We start from the raw sequence: 19,336 nt of genomic DNA, 5'->3' as shown, positions 1-19,336 counted from the left end.
TGCCCCTCCTTGCTCGTTGAAACCCCTGATACGGGCTCCTGTCGGGAGAAGGTAAAGCGCCATGATGACACCAGGGTTCAGACCTTGTACGCCGCCCACGAGACGACCCGGGAACGGCGACCAGGAGCGCCGCTAGCTATCTCTCTTGTTTCTCAGGGCTGGATTGAATATTCGCTTGATGGAAGCCGGACTGTTCGCCAGCTTGGCCGTGGGACGGCGGGGACGCCTGACCAGTTCACCGCCGCAGTTGGGGCAAGTCAGTTGCAGATAGTGCTCGCTGCAATCGGCGCAGAAGGTGCACTCGAAAGAGCAGATATAGGCAAGCCCGGTGTCGGCGGGCAGGTCCTTGTCACAACATTCACAGTTGGACCTGAGTTCGAGCATGGTGGTTGGCCTCAGTGGGAGCGGAAGAAGGTGAGCAGCTCAATCGACGATAAAGAGCCTGGCGCCCTGCTCGGTGAAGGATCTATGGGGCTCGGCGTTGTCGGCCACCTGATAGCTCATGCCCGCCGTCAGTGTGAAGACCCGGCCATCCTGCAACTCTGTGTGCAGCTCTCCCTCGATGCAGAGCAGGACGTGCCCCTTGCTGCACCAGTGATCCGCCAGGTAGCCAGCAGAATATTCCACCATCCGAACCCGCAGCGCACCAAAGGTTTGGGTATGCCAACGGGCGACGCCGGTTTCCCCCTTGTGCTCGGTCGGCGCTATATCGGCCCAGCGGGTCGTGCAAAACGGCAGGTCTTTGATTTCCATCACAACTCCATTTGTCGAAAAAACGGGGATCCCAAGGACGACTCGCTTGCCCCCACAGAAGGCATCGCCATGCCGGCTGTTGGCCGTGGCATCCAGGGCAAGCCAGCCCTCTCTCGCGCGTCTTATACTGCCATCAAACCCACTCCTGTGGCATGCCCCGTCTGGTCCCTTGATGGGGCATTAACGCTTGAGGCTCCCCATCACCTGCATTTCGCAGCGGTGACAGTCAAAGCGCAGGCGGAGGCTGTCCTTGCCCATTTTGAGCTCCAGCGGTTCGGCCTTGAGGCCGGGCACCTCTTTCGGGCAGAGGTTCTGGCTGTAGCGGATGCAGTGCTTGGTGATCATCAGCACCACTTCTCCCTCCTCCCTGTTCGCCTCATAGGCGGGAGCAATGCGCTCAACCCCGTGCTCGCGGAAGAACTGCTCGGCCGCGCTGTTCAGCACATTGCCAAGGTAGGAGAGGCGGTGCTGGGGATAGCTGACATCCCGCAGGGCGATGCGCCGCTCGGGCCTCTGGTAGCTGGCAAGACGAGCCTCTTCCAGCGCGGCTATGCCGTCCCGACGCAGACCGTTGAGCATGGACGCGGCGATGAATAGCGGGTAAGTGAATGCCAACTCAATCTTGCGCGCCACAAACAGGGTATTGCCGAGTTTGCCAAGTTGGTCGCGCGCCTGTTGCAACGCCCGTTCCGGATTGTCGGCAAGCTGCTTGTCGCAAGACAGGGTCACAGCGGCGCAGATGCCCTGCTCGTCGGTCAGCGCAAGCTGGACGCCAACCTCGCACTCGGCCAGCTGCATATCGACCCGGATGCGGCGATCTGCGCTCGCCTTCTCCAGCATCTTGCTGAAAGCCTGATCGTGGTTGCGGTAGATCTCGGTGCCCACTTTCAGACCAGGAATGGACTCGGAGAAGAGTAACTGCTTACGTCCTGCCCTCTCTTCCACCTTGTTGAGGCGCATCCCCACCAGCTCCTTGTTCGGCTTGAAGAAGCCCAGACCGTCGCCGTTATTGAGGGTGACCTGCTTGCCGTCGATCTCGATGCCATCCTTGGTCACTCTGGTGACCCGCCCCAACGGCTCGCCCACATATTTCGGGCTCTTGGTGGAGTCGATCCCCTGCTGGCGGCCATGGAGGAAGTAGTCGGTAGCGCCACGGTTGAAGCTCTTTTTCGGATCCGGCTCGAAGCTGTAGCTGCAACGACCCGCCGAGGCGGCCACCAGATCGGAACGGCTATCGAGAATGGCGTCGAGCTTCTTGCGATACCAGGCGGTGACGTTCTTGACATAATCGAGCCCCTTGAGGCGCCCCTCAATCTTGAAGGAGCGAATGCCTGCCGCGATCAGCGCCTCCAGATTGTCGGTCTGATCCATGTCCTTGAGCGACAACAGGTGACTGTCGGCCACCAGCACTTCCCCATCGGGCTTTTGCAGCGAACAGGGCAGCCGGCAGAGCTGGGCACACTCGCCACGATTGGCGCTGCGACCGGTGCGGGCATGGCTGATATTGCACTGGCCACTGTAAGAGACACAGAGCGCGCCGTGGATAAAGAACTCCAGCTGCACATTGGTCGCTGCGCTTATCTCGCGGATCTGCGCAAGGGACAGTTCGCGCGCCAACACCACCTGAGAGAAGCCCACATCCTGCAGAAACTTCACCTTCTGTGGCGTGCGGTTGTCGGTCTGGGTACTGGCATGGAGCGCTATGGGCGGCAGATCCAGCGCCAGCAGCCCCATGTCCTGCACGATAAGTGCATCGGCCCCCGCTTGGTAGATCTGGTGGGTCAGGCGCCGGGCCTGCTCCAGTTCGTGATCGTGCAGCAAGGTGTTGAAGGCGACAAAGACCTGGGCGCCGAAACGGTGGGCATGGCGCACCAGCGCTTCGATATCGTCGAGGGAGTTGCCCGCCGCGCTGCGGGCACCAAAGGCAGGGCCGCCCATATAGACGGCATCGGCGCCATGGTTGATCGCTTCGATGCCATAGGCGAGATTCTTGGCTGGAGCCAGCAGTTCGAGGCGGTTCAGTGTGTGGTGATGAGTCTGTGGATGCATGGTCTCTGAATCTATCGGCAGACAGAAAATGCCCGTCACTCTAAGCCAGTCACCCTGTGTTTGCCTTGATCCCGCTTAAGATCACCGCGACATACAGGATTGAACGTCTGGCGCTCGCAGTCCCGCCCATGGAGCAGGGAATTCGTTCAGCGGCCCTGCCCTCATGGCGCGAGCCGCTGACAAGCGAACCTCAGAGCACCACTTTGAGCGCCAGCCCCAGCAGCACCAAACCACTCACCTTGTCGATGACAACGGACTTGGCCTTGAGCCAGGCCAGCACTGGGCCGCGAGAGAGTACCAGCGCCACCAGCACGTACCAGACAGCATCTATGCCGCCTGCGGTGAGCATCATGATCCCCCCCTCGTTCCAGCCAGTGTCGGCCCGCACAAACTGGCTGAACAGGGCGATAAAGAAGATGGCGAGCTGGGGGTTGAGAAAGGCCACCATAAAGCCTTCGAATGCCCCCTGACGGCCACGCAGTTGATGAACCACCTCCTCGGTCTTGGCGCTGACGGGCTTGGCAAGCAACGCCTTGATGCCGAGCCAGGCGAGAAACGCGGCGCCGCCGTAGCGGATCAGATCAAACAGCAGCGGCGTCTGGGTAAGCAGCACCGACAACCCCAGCGCAGTAATAAGCGCATAGATCCCCACCCCAAAGCCGTGACCGAGGGCGGTCGCCACCCCGTGCTCCTGCCCCCCCTGCACAGTGTTGCGAATGATCAACGCCAGACTCGGCCCCGGGCTGATGGCCCCCATTACACAGATCGCGGCCAGTGCCAGCCAACTCGTCAATTCCATACCCTTTCCTTGTCTGCACGCTGAATGTAAATACCTGGACTCAGGGTAAGGGGCGACTTGTTATGCCAGAAGTGAAAGTTGTGAATAGATTCCATAGCCAATGGCTATAGCCTGGTACAACTGACTGGGCTAGCGGGCGCGAACCAGCAGCTTGCGGCTCTCGGCAATGGTGCGCTGCAGGTGCTCCCGCAAGAAGGGGTAAGCCAGCTCGCGAAACCACTTGTGGGCAGGATCCTGATGATGGCGCTGATGCCACAGCAGATGATACTGCTGGGATCGAGTCGCAAATGGCAGATCCTGAAAGGTGAGCCCGTGCTCGCGGGAGAGCTGCCAGGCAATATGGGCAGGTGTCGTCATCAGGCAATCGGTGCGCAGCAACACCTCCACCGCAGCCTGAAAGAAAGGCACACGGGCAAACCAGCGCCGAAGCAGCCCCTGCGGTGCCAACACCTGCTCTACCGGGCTGTCCTTGTCTCCGCCGCCACTCACCTGCAGATGGGGCCAGGCGAGATACTCATCCAGGCCTAGAGGATTGCCCGCCAACGGGTGGTGGCTGCCCATCAACACCACCAGCCGATCTTCTCCCTGATGCAGACCACGGATCTGCTCCGGCACCAGATCCGTGATAGTGGAGACCAGATCCAGCTCGGATTGCCACAACTGTGGCAGCTGGCGCTTGTCCCACAGACTGTATTCCAGCGCAGCCAGGGGCGCCTCCCTGGCCAGCGCCGCACAGATATCCGGCAGAATATGCTGGGCCACGTAATCGGACGAGGCGAGTCTGAATACCCGCTCGCAGCGGCCAGGGTCAAACCCGGGCGCCTCATAGAGCCGCTCCAGCGCACAGAGGGAGTCAGACAGCTGAGCCGCCAGCGTCTCGGCCCTGGGCGTCAGCAACCAGCGTTGCCCTTCACGCACCAGCAGTTCATCACCAAACTCGTTGCGCAACTGGCCGAGCTGCTTGCTGATGGAAGGCTGGCTCAGGTGCAGCAGCTCCGCCGCCCGGCTGATGTTGCGGGTCTCCAGCAACACCTTGAGGGTAGGCAACAGGTTGAGATTGGCTTTGTGCAAGGGGTAACCCCATCCATGGTGGAAAGCCCTATCTTAGGGCAGAGGCGTCTTTCGTTTTAAGCAAAATTTCCCGCTATTTTCGACCACAGACGCCACCTGTCGAGCCGCCTTGCAGCCAGATGACCACTCAGGTAACCCTTCAGATAACGATGACCACAAGATGACAGTGGTTGTCTCGTGCGGCATAATTGCGCGATTTTCCGCCCGCGGGCGATCCACTTTGAGAAGCGGTAACAAGATGAAATACGCCAATATCACCGGTTGGGGCAAATGTCTGCCTCCCTCTGTGCTGACCAACGATGACCTCAGCACCATCATGGATACGTCGGATGAGTGGATCTATCCGCGTACCGGTATCAAGGCCCGCCGGATCTCCCATGTCAGCACCTCGGATCTCGCCACCCTGGCCGGTCGCCGCGCCCTCGCCTGTGCCGGTCTCGACGCCAGCGATCTCGATGGCATCATACTGGCCACAGCCACCCCGGATAATCTGCTGCCGAGCGCCGCCTCTGCGGTGCAGAAGAAGCTCGGCGCCGTCAACGCCGCCGTGTTCGACCTCAACGCCGCCTGTACCGGTTTCGTCTACTCCCTTTCCGTCGCCACCTCGCTGGTACAAACCGGCATGATGAAGAAGGTGCTGGTGATCGGCGCCGAGCGCCTGACCTATCTACTGGACTGGGCACGCCGGGACACTGCCGTGCTGTTTGGTGATGGCGCAGGTGCCGTAGTGATCGAAGCAAGCGAGCAGGAGTGCGGCCTTATCGCCAACAAGCTCGGCTGTGACAGTGAAGCCCGGGAGATACTGCACGTCCCGAACTTTGGTACCGATCGAGTGCGTTTTGCCGATCTCGATGGCCTCTTCACCTTCAACTTCGAAGGACCTGAGATCTTCAAACGCGCCGTGCGCGGCATGGGAGAAGCCACCAGCTCAGTGCTGGCTCAAGCTGGCATAGACCCTGAACAGGTCGATCTCATAGTGCCACACCAGGCCAACATCCGCATCATCGAGACTCTGGCCAAGCGCATGAACGCCCCCATGGAAAAGGTGATGGTCAACATCGAAAACTACGGCAATACCTCCGCCGCTACCGTGCCCATCGCCCTGTGCGAAGCGCTGGAGCAAGGCCGCGTCAAGCCGAACTCCTACCTGCTCACCGCCGCCTTCGGTGCCGGTCTGACCTGGGGTGCCGCCATCATCAAATGGGGCGATCGCGTTACTCCTGTCGGCCAATGCGATGCCGAATTGCCTCCGTGCGACAAGAGTGCGCTGGAGCTGATTGCCCACGCCGTCGAAGGCTGCCAGAAGGCCCACGCCAACCAGGCCTGATCCTCATCGGGAGCCTGATCATCAGGCTCCTCTCTTCTCCCTTCACCGCCTTCCCGCTCGTGAGATCATCACCACGCTACCGCATCCATATTCCAGTTTTCTCAGTACTCCCCCCCGAATAAGACCAATTCGCAACCAAGTACTTTTTTTGCGCTAACCTTACTGAGCCATTTGTAACTATGGGTTCAGGCGCAGCTCATCCTTCTTGTCACCAGCGGGAGAGCGGCGGGTTCCCATCTCAACTCACGTGCAGGGATGAGTTCGCGTATGACAGATCACAAGACGGCAGAGACCACTGCATTCTGGGACCCGGTGAGCTGGGCATCTTGCCTGGGCATAGGCCTGCTCAGCACCCTCTTGCTGGTGCTGGCCGGCAGCCCCCTGCCTTATCTGCTTGCCAACGGCGTGCTGGCGCTGGGCGCCGCCATGTGGAACTCACACCACTATCACAACAAGCAGGAGTCAAGACCCCACGAAGAGGAGCAGGCTCATACCTGGTCAGCAGCCCAGCTCAACCATTCCATCATCGGGCTCGAGCAGGTGTGTGAAAAGGCCGTCCCCATCTGGTCACAACAGATTGAAAACTCTCGACTGCAAACCGAAGAGGCCATGATCGATTTGACCCAGCGCTTTGCGGGGCTCACCACCAAGCTGGAAGAGGCAGTAGCCGCCTCACACGATGCTGCCGGGGATCTGGGGGGAGCAAAGTCGGCTGGCATGGCCGCCGTACTGGCCGAGAGTCAGGCCCAGCTCAATCAGGTGCTCACCATCATGCATTCGGCGCAGGCCAATCGCGACGCCATGCTGGCAGAGATCAAGACCCTTACTGCCTACACCATAGAACTCAATACCATGGCGCTCGACGTGGCCAAGATAGCCTCCCAGACCAACTTGCTGGCGCTCAATGCCGCCATCGAAGCCGCGCGAGCCGATGAGGCAGGTCGTGGTTTTGCCGTGGTGGCCGACGAAGTCCGCACTCTCTCACGCCTCTCCAGCGAGACGGCCCAAAAGATGACGGACAAGGTCGACACCATCAACACAGGTATCGGCCGCGCCTTCCAGATAGCAGAAAGTGCCGCCGCACGAGACCAAGCCGCAGTCAGCGACTCTGAGCGCGCCATCGAGCAAGTACTGGAGCGCTTTCGTATGGCCACCACCAGCCTGTCGGAATCAGCCGCCTTGCTGCAGAGCGAGAGCGCAGGGATCCACAGGGAGATCTCCGATGTCATAGTGTCGTTACAGTTCCAGGATAGGGTCAGTCAAATACTCAACCACGTACGCCAGAACATGGACAGTCTCTATGACCACCTGGTTTCTTCCCGCAACAGGCCCCATCAATCCGGCCCCCTCCAGATCGATGCAGACAGCTGGCTGGCTGAGATGGAGCTCTCCTATGCCACCGATGAACAACGCAATATTCACCACGGCCGCCGCCAAGCCACTGTGGTCAACGCATCCAGCAATGCAGACGTCACTTTTTTCTAGGAGACAACTATGCCCAAAACAGTCCTGATCGTGGATGACTCGGCAACTATTCGCCAAGTGGTCGGCATGACACTCAAGGGAGCCGGATACGAGGTGATGGAAGCCTGCGATGGCAAGGATGCCCTCAGAAAACTCGACGGCAAGAAGATCAATCTCATCATCAGCGACGTCAACATGCCGAACATGGACGGCATCAGCTTCGTCAAGGAGGCCAAGAAACTGGCCAACTACAAGTTCACCCCCGTCATCATGCTGACCACGGAATCCCAGGACAGCAAGAAGCAGGAAGGACAAGCAGCCGGGGCCAAGGCCTGGGTGGTCAAGCCGTTCCAGCCAGACCAGATGCTGGCGGCCGTCGCCAAGCTCATCATGCCCTGAGCCTGGAGGCGACCATGCCGCTGCACATAGAGACGGGTGAGCACAAGACCCTGGTCAAAGTATCGGGGGAGATGACCATCTATACCGCCGCCGAGCTCAAACAGGCACTCACGCCCCTGCTCTACCGCCAGCAGGCGCTGGAGCTGGATCTTTCTGGGGTATCCGAGATGGATAGCGCCGGACTGCAACTGCTGCTGGCCGCCAAGAAAACGATGCAGCAAGGGGGTTATCCGCTGCATCTGGTCATGCACAGCCATGCGGTGCTCGATGCGCTGGAGCTATGCCAGCTGGCTGCTTTCTTTGGCGATCCCACCCTTATTCCCCACGCAGATCACGCCTAGGCAGTCCCAGTGACAAGGAGGCATTCGTGAGCATCAATCTTGATCAGGCCCTGCAAACCTATATAGCCGAGGCACGCGAACTGCTGGAAGAGATGGAGTCTTCCCTGCTGACCCTGGAAAACGACCCGGAGAACAGCGAGCTGATCGGTGCCATCTTTCGGGCGGCACATACCATCAAGGGCTCCGCTGGCCTGTTCGGCTTGCAGCCCATCGTCAGCTTTACCCACATAGTCGAGGATCTGCTCGATCAGGTGCGCAATCAGCAACTGGGGATCACGACTGCGCTCATCAAGGATCTGCTGGAGAGCCGGGATCATATCGAGCGGCTGGTCTATCTGGTTGCAGAGCTAGGGTCGGCGCCAGGGGACGATGAACTGGCGCAAGACGCTCAACTGAGGCTCAACCTGGCCAGGCATCAGACTGCCAGCCAGAGCCGGCTGCCGGAGCGCACGGCGTCAACCACCCCGGACCCGGTCAGCAAGGAGGAGGGGCACACCAGCGCCACTTCCCTGTGGCATATCTCCCTGCGCTTTGGCCCGGATGTGCTGCGTAACGGCATGGATCCCACCTCGTTTTTGCGTTATCTCGCACCATGGGCACCCTCTGCGCCATCGAAACCCTCCACGATGCCCTGCCCGACTGGGAACATTTTGATCCGGAAACCTGCTACCTCGGCTATGAGCTCGATGTCGATACCCAGGCCGACAAAAGCACCCTGAGCGATGTGTTTGAATTCGTGCGTGACGACTGCCGCATCACCATATTGCCCCCGCATAGCAAGATTGCTGAATACATAGACCTCATCAATGAATTGCCGGAAGACAACGACATGCTGGGGCAACTGCTGGTCAAGACAGGAGCGTTGACGGCAAGCGAACTGGCACTGGGCCTGCAAACTCAGCATGACGACCAGCGAACAGAGAGCAGCAAGCTGGGAGAAATACTGGTCGCTCAGGGCGCAGTCGACGGAGTCGTGGTGGACGCGGCGCTCAAGAAACAGAACCAGAACAAGGAGAACAAAAACAAGGAGGGACGCTACGTTCGGGTGCACGCCGACAAACTGGATGAGCTGATCAATCTGGTCGGTGAGCTGGTGGTCGCCAGCTCGGGTGCCAGCCTGCTGGCACAGCGCTCGCGGGACAGCCAGCTGCAGGAGGCCAACTCCACCATCGCCATGCTGGTTGAAGAGATCCGGGACGGGGCCTTGCACCTGCGCATGGTGCCCATCGGCGACACCTTCAACCGCTTCCAGCGGGTCGTGCGGGATGTCAGTCACGAGCTGAACAAGGACATTGCGCTGGTCATCACGGGCGGAGATACCGAGCTCGACAAGTCTGTGGTGGAGAAGATTGGCGATCCCCTGATGCATCTGGTTCGCAACTCCATGGATCACGGCATAGAGTCGGCCGAGCAGCGCCTCGCGGCCGGCAAACCGGCAAGAGGCACCTTGACCCTCAACGCCTATCACGACTCCGGCAGCATCGTCATCGAGATCCTGGACGACGGTGCCGGACTCAACAAGGCAAGGATCCTGCAAAAGGCGCAGGAGCGAGGGCTGGTGGCCGCCGGCGCAACATTGACGGATCAGGAGATCTATCAGCTCATCTTCGAGGCAGGCTTCTCTACCGCCGAGGCCGTTACCAACCTCTCGGGCCGGGGCGTCGGGATGGACGTGGTCAAACGCAACATCACGGCCCTGCGCGGCAGCGTCGAGCTGGACAGCAAGCCGGGACAAGGCACCCGGGTTCAAATCAGGCTGCCACTGACTTTGGCCATCATCGACGGCTTTCTGGTTCGAGTCAGCACCACCCATTACGTCATCCCGCTCGACATGGTGATCGAATGCGTGGAGCTGACCCAGAGTGCACTGGATGACACCCAGGGACGCAACTACATCAATCTGCGTGGCGAGGTACTGCCATTTGTCCGGCTTCAGCACTACTTCGACGTCGAGGGAGCAAGAGGACGCAGGGAAAACATCGTCGTCGTCAGTCACGGCGGCAAGAAATCCGGGCTGGTGGTCGACGAGCTGCTGGGGGAGTTCCAGACCGTCATCAAGCCGCTCGGCAAGCTGTTTCAGCGCCTGCAGGGGATCAGTGGCTCCACCATTTTGGGGGGTGGCGAGGTCGCCCTGATCCTGGACATCCCCTCCCTCATTCAACATGCCATCGATCAGGAGCTGGGTCAGCTGAGCCAGTACGCCATTCCTCGCATGCAAACCCAACCAAGAGCCAATTAACGCCAGGAGCCAGTCATGTTCAAAAACTCCACCATTAAAATGCGCCTCACCATCTTGCTCTGCCTGTTATGCGTGCTGCTGCTGGCGGTGGGCGGGCTGGGACTTTACAACATGCAGAGCAGCAATCAGGGCCTGCAGCGGGTGTATAACGACCGGGTGGTACCGCTCAAACAGTTGAAAACCATCTCCGACAATTACGCCGTCGCCATCATAGAGAACGTCCACAAGGTCAATATCGGTCTCATCAGGGCCGAAGAGGCGCTGCAACATATCCAGCAGGCCCAGCAGCAAATCAAGCTGGAGTGGCAGCGCTATCAAGCTACCGAGTTAACGAACGCAGAGCAGACACTGTCGGCTGACGCGGTGAGCCTGTTCAGCGCGGCGGATCGCGATATTGCCCGGCTTGAGCAATTTCTTGCAACCCAGAGTGGCATCATCACAGGTGCTCTCGATGAGTTTGACGGCAAGCTTTATGGCTCCATCGATCCCATCGGCAACAAGATAACCGAGCTGGTCAACCTGCAACTGGATGTCGCCAAATCCGAATATGAGCAGGCCCAATCCTGGTATGACACCATGCTGCTCACCATGATGGGGGTGATAACAGCAGGCATAGTAGCAGCGGCCTGGTTTGGCATCGTCCTCATCCGCAGCATCATTGCCCCCATCAATCAGGCGCTGCAGGTAGCCAACCACCTGGCAGAAGGCAATCTGGATGTCACCATCACCATTGGTGCCCATGATGAAGCAGGCCAACTGCTGATGGCCATGCAGAACATGGTCAACAAGCTGACCTCTCTCATCAATGACATTGAAACCCTGGTCACAGCGGCCGTCGAGAAGGGGGATTTCAGCTACAAGATAGCGCTGGACAACCGGCAGGGGTACATCAAGCGCCTGTCCGAGTTGCTGAACCAGTTGTCCAATGTTACCGACACCAGCCTCAAGGATGTGATGCGCATCGCCACCGCCCTGTCTCAGGGAGACCTGACCCAGAAAATTGAGCAACCCTACCCGGGCATTTTTGGTCAGACCAAAGATGGCCTCAACAGCACCATAGACGCCTTGACCGCCATTATCGAAGAGGTGCGCAACGCCGCCGACAACCTCACCAACGCCTCCAATCAGGTCAGTACCACGGCCCAATCCCTGAGCCAGGCCACCAGCGAGCAGGCCGCAAGCGTCGAGGAGACCAGCGCCTCCATCGAACAGATGAGTGCCAGCATCAACCAGAATACCGACAACGCCAAGGTCACCGACAACATGGCGAGCGGCGCCGTGCTTGAGGCCACCGAAGGGGGTCGCTCGGTGCAGCAAACCGTGGCGGCGATGCAACAGATTGCCCGCAAGGTGAGCATCATCGATGACATCGCCTACCAGACCAATCTGCTGGCACTCAATGCCGCCATTGAGGCGGCACGGGCCGGTGAGCACGGCAAGGGATTTGCCGTGGTGGCCGCCGAGGTGCGCAAACTGGCCGAACGCAGCCAGATAGCGGCGCAGGAGATAGGCGAGCTCTCTTCCAGCAGCGTCGATACCGCGGAAAAGGCAGGCAGCCTGCTCGACAAGATAGTGCCTTCCATTCGCAAGACATCCGATCTGGTGCAGGAGATCAATGCGGCATCCGGCGAGCAGGCCAGCGCAGCCAACCAGATCAGCATGGCCATGAGTCAACTTAACCAGGTGACCCAGCAGAACGCGGCCAGCAGCGAAGAACTCGCCGCCACCGCCGAGGAGATGAGCTCCCAGGCCAACGAGCTGCAGCAAACCATGGATTTCTTCTCGCTGGCAAACCTGGCCAAGCCCTCAAAGCCGAGTGACAGCTCACACAGAGGCTCGGCTCCCAGAGGCAAGTTTGTCATGCCGGCCCAACACCCGCTGCACGGCAACACGGCGCCGCAACCCCTGGTTGACGAAGCCGACTTTGTCCGCTTTTAACCGGAGAGACCCATGAGCATGTCAACCGAAGTGGCCGCGCCCCCCAGCACACTGGCCCATGACAATCAGGGCGACGCCCAATACCTGACATTCCTGATCAATGGCGAGATGTTTGCCATCAATATTCTCGGGGTCAAAGAGATCATCGAGTACGGCAACATCACCCCTATCCCCATGATGCCAAGCTTCATCCGGGGCGTGATCAACCTCAGGGGAGCTGTGGTATCAGTGGTGGATCTCAACGCCCGCTTTGGCAACGCCCCCTCCAGCATCACTCGCCGCAGCTGCATCGTCATCATCGAAGGAATACACCCGGATGACTCGGAGCATGGCAATCAGGACATAGGCGTCGTGGTGGATTCAGTATCTGAGGTGCTGACCATTCCCTGCGACGAGATAGAGCCGCCCCCCAGCTTCGGGGCTCACATCCGGGCCGACTTCATCAGCGGCATGGGCAAGGTGAATGGCAAGTTCGTCATTCTCATCAATACCGAGAAGGTGCTCTCCATCGACGAAATGGCACAACTCAGCGAACTGACCCAGCAGCAGGAACGGCAGCTGGAGCACAGAGCGCAAACCCCTTAAGCAGGGTATTAAAAACAGCAAGGGTGACGCTCACACCACACAGCAATGGCATGTCGCACAAGGATAAGGCTCATGACTCAATCATTCTTTGGCAATCTCTTCGGCAACGGCAGCGCGCATGCCTTGCTGCAAACAGAACTGACCCAGCTGATAGGCGCCACACGCACCCTGCAGCAAGGGATAGCGCAGGGTGACCTGCCAACCCAGCTTGAACTGGGCACACTCAGCGGCCCACTGCGAGAGCTCTGTCAGGAGTTCAATGCCGTGATCGCGCTGCTCGGGCAGCGACTCAGCAGCAGCCTCACTACCATCAGTGACAATCAGGCGCTCTATGACGAGAACCTGCGAGTACGCAAGGCGCTGGATGGCGCCTCGACCAATGTGATGATCGCCGATAACAACCTCGACATCGTCTACATGAATGAAGCCGTGCTCGCCATGCTGGGGCAGGCGGAATCCGACATCCGCAAGGATCTGCCCAACTTCGACACCAGACAACTGATGGGCAAGAACATAGATACCTTTCACAAGGATCCGTCCCACCAGCGCAGCATGCTGGCCAAGCTGGACAAGACCTACCGGGCGCAGATCTCGGTCGGTGGCCGCATCTTCTCCCTCATTGCCAACCCTGTCTTCAACGACAGCGGGGAGCGGCTCGGTTCAGTGGTGGAGTGGGCCGACCGGACCAAGGAAATCGCCATCGAAAACGAGGTGAAAGCGGCAAACACAGCGGCCAAGCTCGCCGCCGCCGAAAGCCTGCGGGTCAAGAAGGCGCTCGATGGTGCCACTACCAACGTGATGATTGCCGACACAGACCTCAACATCATCTACATGAACGAGTCTGTCAGGGCAATGCTGAGCGAGGCCGAATCCGACATTAAAAAAGAGCTCTACAGCTTCAACTCTGCCACCCTGATGGGTGCCAACATCGACAGCTTCCACAAAAATCCCGGCCATCAACGCAGCATGCTGGCCAAGCTGAACAACACCTACCAAACCCAGATACTGCTCGGCGGGCGCACCTTCTCCCTCATCGCCAACCCTGTGTTCGGCGACGATGGCGAGCGGTTGGGATCCGTGGTCGAGTGGTCGGATCGCACCAAAGAGGTCTCTATCGAGCGGGAAATGTCGGAAATAGTGCAGGCAGTGATCAAGGGCGAGCTGCACCGCCGCATGGACCTGACCGGCAAGAGTGGCTTCTTCCAGACACTGGGGGAAGGCATCAATCACATTGCCGAGGTAATAGACACCAGCCTCAACGACGTCATCAGGGTGGTGCAATGCCTGGCCAAGGGCGATCTGACCCAGACGATCGAGGCCGACTATCCTGGGGTGTTCGGCACCACCAAGGACTCCCTCAATCAGACCATAGTCTCGCTGACCAACATAGTCACAGAGGTAAGAGGGGCTTCTGACAACCTGTCCAGCGCCTCTGAGCAAGTCAGCGCCACCGCCCAATCCATCAGCCAGTCGAGCAGCGAGCAGGCATCCAGCATGGAGCAGACCAGCGCCTCCATAGAGCAGATGAGTGCCAGCATCAACCAGAACACAGACAACGCCCAGATCACGGATGGCATGGCCAGCAAGGCAGCCAAAGAGGCGATGGAAGGGGGGGAAGCGGTCAAGCTCACGGTCGATGCCATGAAGCAGATCGCCAAGCGGATCGGCATCATAGATGACATCGCGTACCAGACCAATCTGCTGGCCCTCAACGCCGCCATCGAAGCTGCGCGGGCGGGAGATCATGGCAAAGGCTTTGCGGTGGTTGCTGCAGAGGTACGCAAGCTGGCGGAGCGCAGTCAGGTGGCCGCCCAGGAGATAGGCGAGCTGGCTTCCAGCAGCGTCGACATGGCGGAAAAGGCAGGTCGCCTGCTCGACCAGATGGTGCCCTCCATCAACAAGACCTCGGATCTGGTGCAGGAGATCAGCGCCGCCTCCGCTGAACAATCCACCGGCGTCAGCCAGATCAACATCGCCATGAATCAGCTAAGCCAGGTGACTCAGCAAAATGCCTCCTGCAGCGAGGAGCTGGCCGCCACCGCAGAGGAGATGAGCAGCCAGGCCGAGCAACTGCAACTGGCCATGGAGTTCTTCACCCTGGAGCAACACAAAAGCGGCGCGAGTCAGAAAGCCGCGCCCCCCCGTGCTGCTACGCGAGGACGATTCGTGACTGACGGCAATGGGCAGGATGGATTCGGCACCTCCCCTCGCCCCCGCAACGATGGGGATTTTGTCCGGTTTTAATCGAGGGGCCGGGTGAGCATGGATCCCCCGCCCCAACCCTATCGCCACAGGGAGTCCGACCGTGTATCAGACCCAGTTGCATGATGATGAATTTGCGCAGTTTCAACGCTGGATCCACCAGACGGCGGGCATTGATCTGTCACCGGCCAAGAAAGCTCTGGTCGCCAGCCGGCTGTCAAAACGGCTCTGCCACTATGAGCTGGAGAGCTATGGTGACTATTTCAGCCTGATCATGAACCAGAGGGGGGCAGAGCTGCAGGTCGCGCTGGATCTGCTCACCACCAATGAGACCTACTTTTTCCGGGAGCCAAAGCACTTCGAGTTTCTCAGCGAGAAGGTACTGGCACGACTGCCAAAAGAGAGGGGAGTGAGAGTCTGGAGCGCGGCCAGCTCATCGGGCGAAGAGCCTTACAGCCTGGCCATGACCCTGGCCGAGACATTGAGCCAGGGCAATTGGGAAGTAATCGCCTCGGATATTTCGACCAGGGTGCTGGAACAGGCGAGAGCGGGGCAATATCCCATGGAGCGAGCCCACAATATTCCGCTCTCCTTCCTGATGAAGTACTGCCTGAAGGGCGTGGGGTTTCAGGAGGGAACCTTCATCATCGATCGCAAGCTCAGGGACAAAGTACAGTTTCGCCACATCAATCTGAATCAGGAACTGCCCGACATCGGCATGTTCGACATCATTCTGATCCGCAATGTGATGATCTATTTCAACCGGGATACCAAGGGACAAGTGCTGCAGCGTCTGGTGCCGCGCTTGAAGAAGGGGGGCTACCTCATCGTCAGCCATGCGGAAAGCCTGAACGGCCTGCCCCACGGCTTGCAACTGGTGTCGCCGTCCATCTATCTGAAACCATAAGGGTTTCAGAATGAAAGAGATCATGCTGCAACCAGGAGAGTTCTTTTTTGGCCAAGATGACACAATTATTCGCACCCATCTGGGTTCCTGTGTCGCCATTACCATGTGGCATCCGGAGCAGAAACGGGGTGGCATGTGCCACTACATGCTGCCAAGCCGGGCTCGCGGCGATGACCCACTGGATGGCCGCTATGCCGATGAAGCAATCCAGTTATTTATCAATGAAATAAGCAAGTACCCCGCCCCCATTCACGACTATGAGGTCAAACTGTTCGGCGGCGGCAACATGTTTATCGAACAGCAGACACTCACCACCATGAATGTGGCCATCAAGAACATCAAGGCAGCCTGGCAACTGACGCAGCACCTGGGCCTGACCATCAAGGCCCATCATCTCGGACATGCAGGACACAGAAGCCTGATCTTTGAACTGGCCAGCGGCAATGTCTGGGTTCGTCATCATCGGCTGCCACATCGTTAAGGGAACGGGAATGAAACAGATCAAGGTCATGCTGGTGGACGACTCCGCCGTGGTCAGGCAGGTGTTACAGGCCATTCTCGAACAAGAACCGGACATCAAGGTGATAGCCACCGCCTCGGATCCGCTGTTTGCACTGGAAAAACTGAAAAAAGAGTGGCCCGACGTGATAGTGCTGGACGTGGAGATGCCACGCATGGATGGCATCACCTTCCTCACCAAGATCATGGCCGAACACCCTACCCCGGTAGTCATCTGCTCGTCCCTGACAGAGAAAGGCGCGGAAACCACGCTACAGGCCATGGCCGCCGGAGCGGTGGACATCATCACCAAGCCCACGGTCGGCCTCAAAAGCTTCTTGCAGGAGTCGGCACAAGCCTTGGCCATGGCGGTGCGCGCAGCCGCCCAAGCCAATGTCAAACGGCTGGGCAAGGCGCCCCCGTTGATCGTGGCGGCCAAACTCAGCGCCGATGCCATCATGCCGCCAGCCAGCCAGCATGCCATGGCCCAGACCACGGAGCGGATCGTGGCGATCGGTACCTCTACCGGCGGTACCCAGGCACTGGAAGCCGTGCTGACGAACCTGCCGCGGGTCTGTCCCGGCATCGTCATAGTGCAGCACATGCCGGAGAAGTTCACCGCCTCCTTTGCCGAGCGGCTCAACAGCCTTTGCCAGATCGAGGTGAGAGAGGCCAAAAGCAATGACAGGGTCATTCCGGGTCTGGCACTCATAGCCCCCGGCGGCAAGCACATGCTGCTCAAGCGCAGCGGCGCCTATTATCACGTCGATGTCATGGATGGCCCCCTCATCAACCGCCATCGCCCCTCGGTGGATGTGCTGTTTCGCTCAGTCGCCAAGTTTGCCGGCGGCAATGCCACCGGCATCATAATGACGGGCATGGGAGATGACGGCGCTCGCGGGTTACGGGAAATGCTGGAGGCGGGGGCCAATACCTTCGCCCAGGATGAGGCATCCTGCGTGGTGTTCGGCATGCCCAAGGAGGCCATAAAGCTCGGGGCCGCCCGTCACATACTGCCGCTGCAGGATATTCACCACGCCATCGTGGGTCGATAAAGCGCGCGTTCAGCCACTTGCGAAGTGTGCCCGGCCTGCCGGGCACAACTGTTTCAGGCGGGCATGTCGTCGAGCAGGGCAAACAGCCGGTCGATCTCGGCCGACGTGTTGTAGTGCATGCAACCTATCCGCAAGACCCCCTCGCTCACCCCCAACTGCTCGACCAGGGCTAGCGCATAGAAGTGGCCCGCCCAGCTACAGACCTGATGCTGGCCTAGAAATTCCGCCATCTCGACCGGCGTATGGCGGTTCGAGGTGAGGGCGAAGGTGGGGGTGCGCCCCTGGCTGTCATTGATGCCATGCAGGGCAAACCAAGGACGCTCGGCCAGCTTGGCCAGCAGATGGGCGCTGAGCTGTTGCTCATGGGCATGGCTGCGGGCAAATGCCAGATCGAGACGGGCCTCCAGATCATGTTCGGCCGCATCCAACCCGGAGAGGGAGGCCAGATACCCTATGGTGGCCTCGACTCCAGCCAGCGCTTCCCAACTCTGGGTGCCGGTTTCCCACTTGCCGGGCGCCACATTCTTCGCGGGCTCCACCTTGTAAGGGGTGAAATGCTCCAGATGGCGGTGCTTGCCATACAGGATACCAAGGTGCGGACCGAAGAACTTGTAGGCGGAGCAGCCGAGAAAGTCACAATCCCAGGCCTGCACGTCGATGCGCTCGTGAGGGGCAAAATGAACAGCGTCCACATAGAGCAGCGCCCCGACCCCGTGCACGGCATCGGCGATGCGAGGGATATCGACCAGAGTGCCAGTCGTATTGGAAGCCGCCGTCACCGCGACCAGCCGGGTCTTGGGGCCCAGCAGGCTGAACAGATGCCCGTAGTCGAGCCCGCCGTTCGCCACATCTACCCTCACCTGATGCACCACAACGCCGCGATCAGCCGCCGCCTGCTGCCAGCTCGACACATTGGAGTAGTGATCCAGCCCGCTGACAATGATCTCGTCCCCCGCCTGCCACTCCCGTGACAGAGCGCGGCTGACCGCAAACGTCAGTGTGGTGAAGTTGGCGCCAAAAACGATCTCCTCGGCGCTGTCAGCCCCAAGCAGGGTCGCTACTGCCTCTCTGGCTCGCTGTGCCTGCTGCTCCGTGGCTCGGGCCGAGAAAAAAGGCCCCCCCAGATTGGCGTTGAAGCGGCCGAGATAGTCAGTCATGGCGCTGAGCACAGAGTGAGGCACCTGGGCGCCGCCCGGGCCGTCGAAGAAGATGGGGGTCTTGCCATCAACCAGTTGATTGAGGGCGGGAAACTGGCCGCGCAACACGGCAATATCGAGAGGCTGCATAGAAGAGTCCACAGTCCATGTTAACAGTTGAATAACATGGTGAGAGTAAAATGACGCAGCAGCAATGTCCATCCATGAACCGGTCAGCCATCACAGTTACATGATGAGGCCATATTTTCAGTATAAAATGCTGGAAAGCCACGCATGGCCCGCCCTCTCCATCAGTGCCTGCCGGCACGGGTCTCTCGCCGTATTCATGCTGGGAATCGACATAGAAGTCGTTGATAAGGATGAAAAATGAGCGAAAAATATCAAAAAATGACCAGTTCGCACTTTTTTGTCGCCAGATATCACCAGAAGGGGTTCACAAAGCTGCCGGATCTGATAGTATGCGCCTCGCACTTGGGGAGGGGTTCCCGAGCGGCCAAAGGGATCAGACTGTAAATCTGACGGCTCTGCCTTCGAAGGTTCGAATCCTTCTCC

The 19,336-nt window shown here is 59.3% G+C and carries 16 protein-coding genes and 1 pseudogene; 11 read left to right on the top strand and 6 right to left on the bottom strand.

Annotated features, from left to right (window positions below):
* Positions 1-132 precede the first annotated feature (132 nt).
* The 5 genes from OKC28_RS16705 to OKC28_RS16685 form a co-directional block, all read right to left on the bottom strand.
* The gene (locus OKC28_RS16705) at positions 133-384 is read right to left on the bottom strand and encodes a DUF1272 domain-containing protein (RefSeq protein WP_270690416.1); all 252 of its coding nucleotides are present in this window, start codon (positions 382-384) and stop codon (positions 133-135) included.
* Between the two features lie 39 nt (positions 385-423).
* Positions 424-753, bottom strand: a complete 330-nt coding sequence (locus OKC28_RS16700) for a DHCW motif cupin fold protein (RefSeq protein WP_058393547.1) — start codon at positions 751-753, stop codon at positions 424-426.
* A 180-nt stretch (positions 754-933) separates the two neighbouring features.
* The gene (locus tag OKC28_RS16695; RefSeq protein ID WP_270690413.1) at positions 934-2,802 is read right to left on the bottom strand and encodes a peptidase U32 family protein; all 1,869 of its coding nucleotides are present in this window, start codon (positions 2,800-2,802) and stop codon (positions 934-936) included.
* Between the two features lie 190 nt (positions 2,803-2,992).
* On the bottom strand, positions 2,993-3,601 hold the full coding sequence (locus tag OKC28_RS16690) for a LysE family translocator (RefSeq protein ID WP_219615226.1): 609 nt from the start codon (positions 3,599-3,601) through the stop codon (positions 2,993-2,995).
* 129 nt (positions 3,602-3,730) lie between these two features.
* Positions 3,731-4,672: a LysR family transcriptional regulator gene (locus OKC28_RS16685; protein WP_005311863.1), complete on the bottom strand. Its 942-nt coding sequence runs from the start codon at positions 4,670-4,672 to the stop codon at positions 3,731-3,733.
* 238 nt (positions 4,673-4,910) lie between these two features.
* Between OKC28_RS16685 and OKC28_RS16680 the strand changes: the two genes are divergently transcribed.
* From OKC28_RS16680 to OKC28_RS16630, 11 genes and pseudogenes are all read left to right on the top strand, one after another.
* A complete protein-coding gene (locus tag OKC28_RS16680) occupies positions 4,911-5,999 on the top strand; it encodes a ketoacyl-ACP synthase III (RefSeq protein WP_270690410.1) in 1,089 nt (362 codons plus the stop codon).
* 267 nt (positions 6,000-6,266) lie between these two features.
* Positions 6,267-7,484, top strand: a complete 1,218-nt coding sequence (locus OKC28_RS16675; RefSeq protein ID WP_270690408.1) for a methyl-accepting chemotaxis protein — start codon at positions 6,267-6,269, stop codon at positions 7,482-7,484.
* A 9-nt stretch (positions 7,485-7,493) separates the two neighbouring features.
* The gene (locus tag OKC28_RS16670; protein ID WP_017412489.1) at positions 7,494-7,862 is read left to right on the top strand and encodes a response regulator; all 369 of its coding nucleotides are present in this window, start codon (positions 7,494-7,496) and stop codon (positions 7,860-7,862) included.
* A 14-nt stretch (positions 7,863-7,876) separates the two neighbouring features.
* A complete protein-coding gene (locus OKC28_RS16665; protein ID WP_169046663.1) occupies positions 7,877-8,203 on the top strand; it encodes an STAS domain-containing protein in 327 nt (108 codons plus the stop codon).
* A 26-nt stretch (positions 8,204-8,229) separates the two neighbouring features.
* Positions 8,230-10,442, top strand: a pseudogene (locus OKC28_RS16660) (chemotaxis protein CheW).
* Between the two features lie 15 nt (positions 10,443-10,457).
* Positions 10,458-12,380: a methyl-accepting chemotaxis protein gene (locus OKC28_RS16655; protein ID WP_270690404.1), complete on the top strand. Its 1,923-nt coding sequence runs from the start codon at positions 10,458-10,460 to the stop codon at positions 12,378-12,380.
* Between the two features lie 12 nt (positions 12,381-12,392).
* Positions 12,393-12,965, top strand: a complete 573-nt coding sequence (locus OKC28_RS16650; protein ID WP_099991718.1) for a chemotaxis protein CheW — start codon at positions 12,393-12,395, stop codon at positions 12,963-12,965.
* Between the two features lie 72 nt (positions 12,966-13,037).
* Positions 13,038-15,209, top strand: coding sequence for a methyl-accepting chemotaxis protein (locus OKC28_RS16645; RefSeq protein WP_270690401.1), 2,172 nt, complete (start codon positions 13,038-13,040; stop codon positions 15,207-15,209).
* Positions 15,210-15,270: 61 nt separating this feature from the next.
* On the top strand, positions 15,271-16,074 hold the full coding sequence (locus OKC28_RS16640) for a CheR family methyltransferase (RefSeq protein WP_021140865.1): 804 nt from the start codon (positions 15,271-15,273) through the stop codon (positions 16,072-16,074).
* A 10-nt stretch (positions 16,075-16,084) separates the two neighbouring features.
* Positions 16,085-16,555, top strand: a complete 471-nt coding sequence (cheD, locus tag OKC28_RS16635) for a chemoreceptor glutamine deamidase CheD (RefSeq protein ID WP_270690399.1) — start codon at positions 16,085-16,087, stop codon at positions 16,553-16,555.
* A 10-nt stretch (positions 16,556-16,565) separates the two neighbouring features.
* Positions 16,566-17,627, top strand: coding sequence for a protein-glutamate methylesterase/protein-glutamine glutaminase (locus OKC28_RS16630; RefSeq protein ID WP_058393557.1), 1,062 nt, complete (start codon positions 16,566-16,568; stop codon positions 17,625-17,627).
* A 53-nt stretch (positions 17,628-17,680) separates the two neighbouring features.
* Here the strand turns inward: OKC28_RS16630 and OKC28_RS16625 are convergent, their stop codons facing one another.
* The gene (locus tag OKC28_RS16625; protein WP_270690397.1) at positions 17,681-18,913 is read right to left on the bottom strand and encodes a cysteine desulfurase-like protein; all 1,233 of its coding nucleotides are present in this window, start codon (positions 18,911-18,913) and stop codon (positions 17,681-17,683) included.
* Positions 18,914-19,336: the final 423 nt, after the last annotated feature.

Origin of the sequence: Aeromonas sp. D3, from assembly GCF_027705025.1 — a bacterium.
GTDB classification, from domain to species: domain Bacteria; phylum Pseudomonadota; class Gammaproteobacteria; order Enterobacterales; family Aeromonadaceae; genus Aeromonas; species Aeromonas salmonicida.
This window is presented reverse-complemented; position numbering and strand designations above follow the sequence as displayed.

Excerpts from the sequence above, each read along its gene's own strand:
- OKC28_RS16705 (WP_270690416.1), bottom strand. The coding sequence starts at position 384 with ATGCTCGAACTCAGGTCCAACTGTGAATGTTGTGACAAGGACCTGCCC.
- OKC28_RS16700 (WP_058393547.1), bottom strand. The coding sequence starts at position 753 with ATGGAAATCAAAGACCTGCCGTTTTGCACGACCCGCTGGGCCGATATA.
- OKC28_RS16695 (WP_270690413.1), bottom strand. The coding sequence starts at position 2,802 with ATGCATCCACAGACTCATCACCACACACTGAACCGCCTCGAACTGCTG.
- OKC28_RS16690 (WP_219615226.1), bottom strand. The coding sequence starts at position 3,601 with ATGGAATTGACGAGTTGGCTGGCACTGGCCGCGATCTGTGTAATGGGG.
- OKC28_RS16680 (WP_270690410.1), top strand. The coding sequence starts at position 4,911 with ATGAAATACGCCAATATCACCGGTTGGGGCAAATGTCTGCCTCCCTCT.
- OKC28_RS16675 (WP_270690408.1), top strand. The coding sequence starts at position 6,267 with ATGACAGATCACAAGACGGCAGAGACCACTGCATTCTGGGACCCGGTG.
- OKC28_RS16670 (WP_017412489.1), top strand. The coding sequence starts at position 7,494 with ATGCCCAAAACAGTCCTGATCGTGGATGACTCGGCAACTATTCGCCAA.
- OKC28_RS16665 (WP_169046663.1), top strand. The coding sequence starts at position 7,877 with ATGCCGCTGCACATAGAGACGGGTGAGCACAAGACCCTGGTCAAAGTA.
- OKC28_RS16655 (WP_270690404.1), top strand. The coding sequence starts at position 10,458 with ATGTTCAAAAACTCCACCATTAAAATGCGCCTCACCATCTTGCTCTGC.
- OKC28_RS16650 (WP_099991718.1), top strand. The coding sequence starts at position 12,393 with ATGAGCATGTCAACCGAAGTGGCCGCGCCCCCCAGCACACTGGCCCAT.
- OKC28_RS16645 (WP_270690401.1), top strand. The coding sequence starts at position 13,038 with ATGACTCAATCATTCTTTGGCAATCTCTTCGGCAACGGCAGCGCGCAT.
- cheD (WP_270690399.1), top strand. The coding sequence starts at position 16,085 with ATGAAAGAGATCATGCTGCAACCAGGAGAGTTCTTTTTTGGCCAAGAT.
- OKC28_RS16630 (WP_058393557.1), top strand. The coding sequence starts at position 16,566 with ATGAAACAGATCAAGGTCATGCTGGTGGACGACTCCGCCGTGGTCAGG.
- OKC28_RS16625 (WP_270690397.1), bottom strand. The coding sequence starts at position 18,913 with ATGCAGCCTCTCGATATTGCCGTGTTGCGCGGCCAGTTTCCCGCCCTC.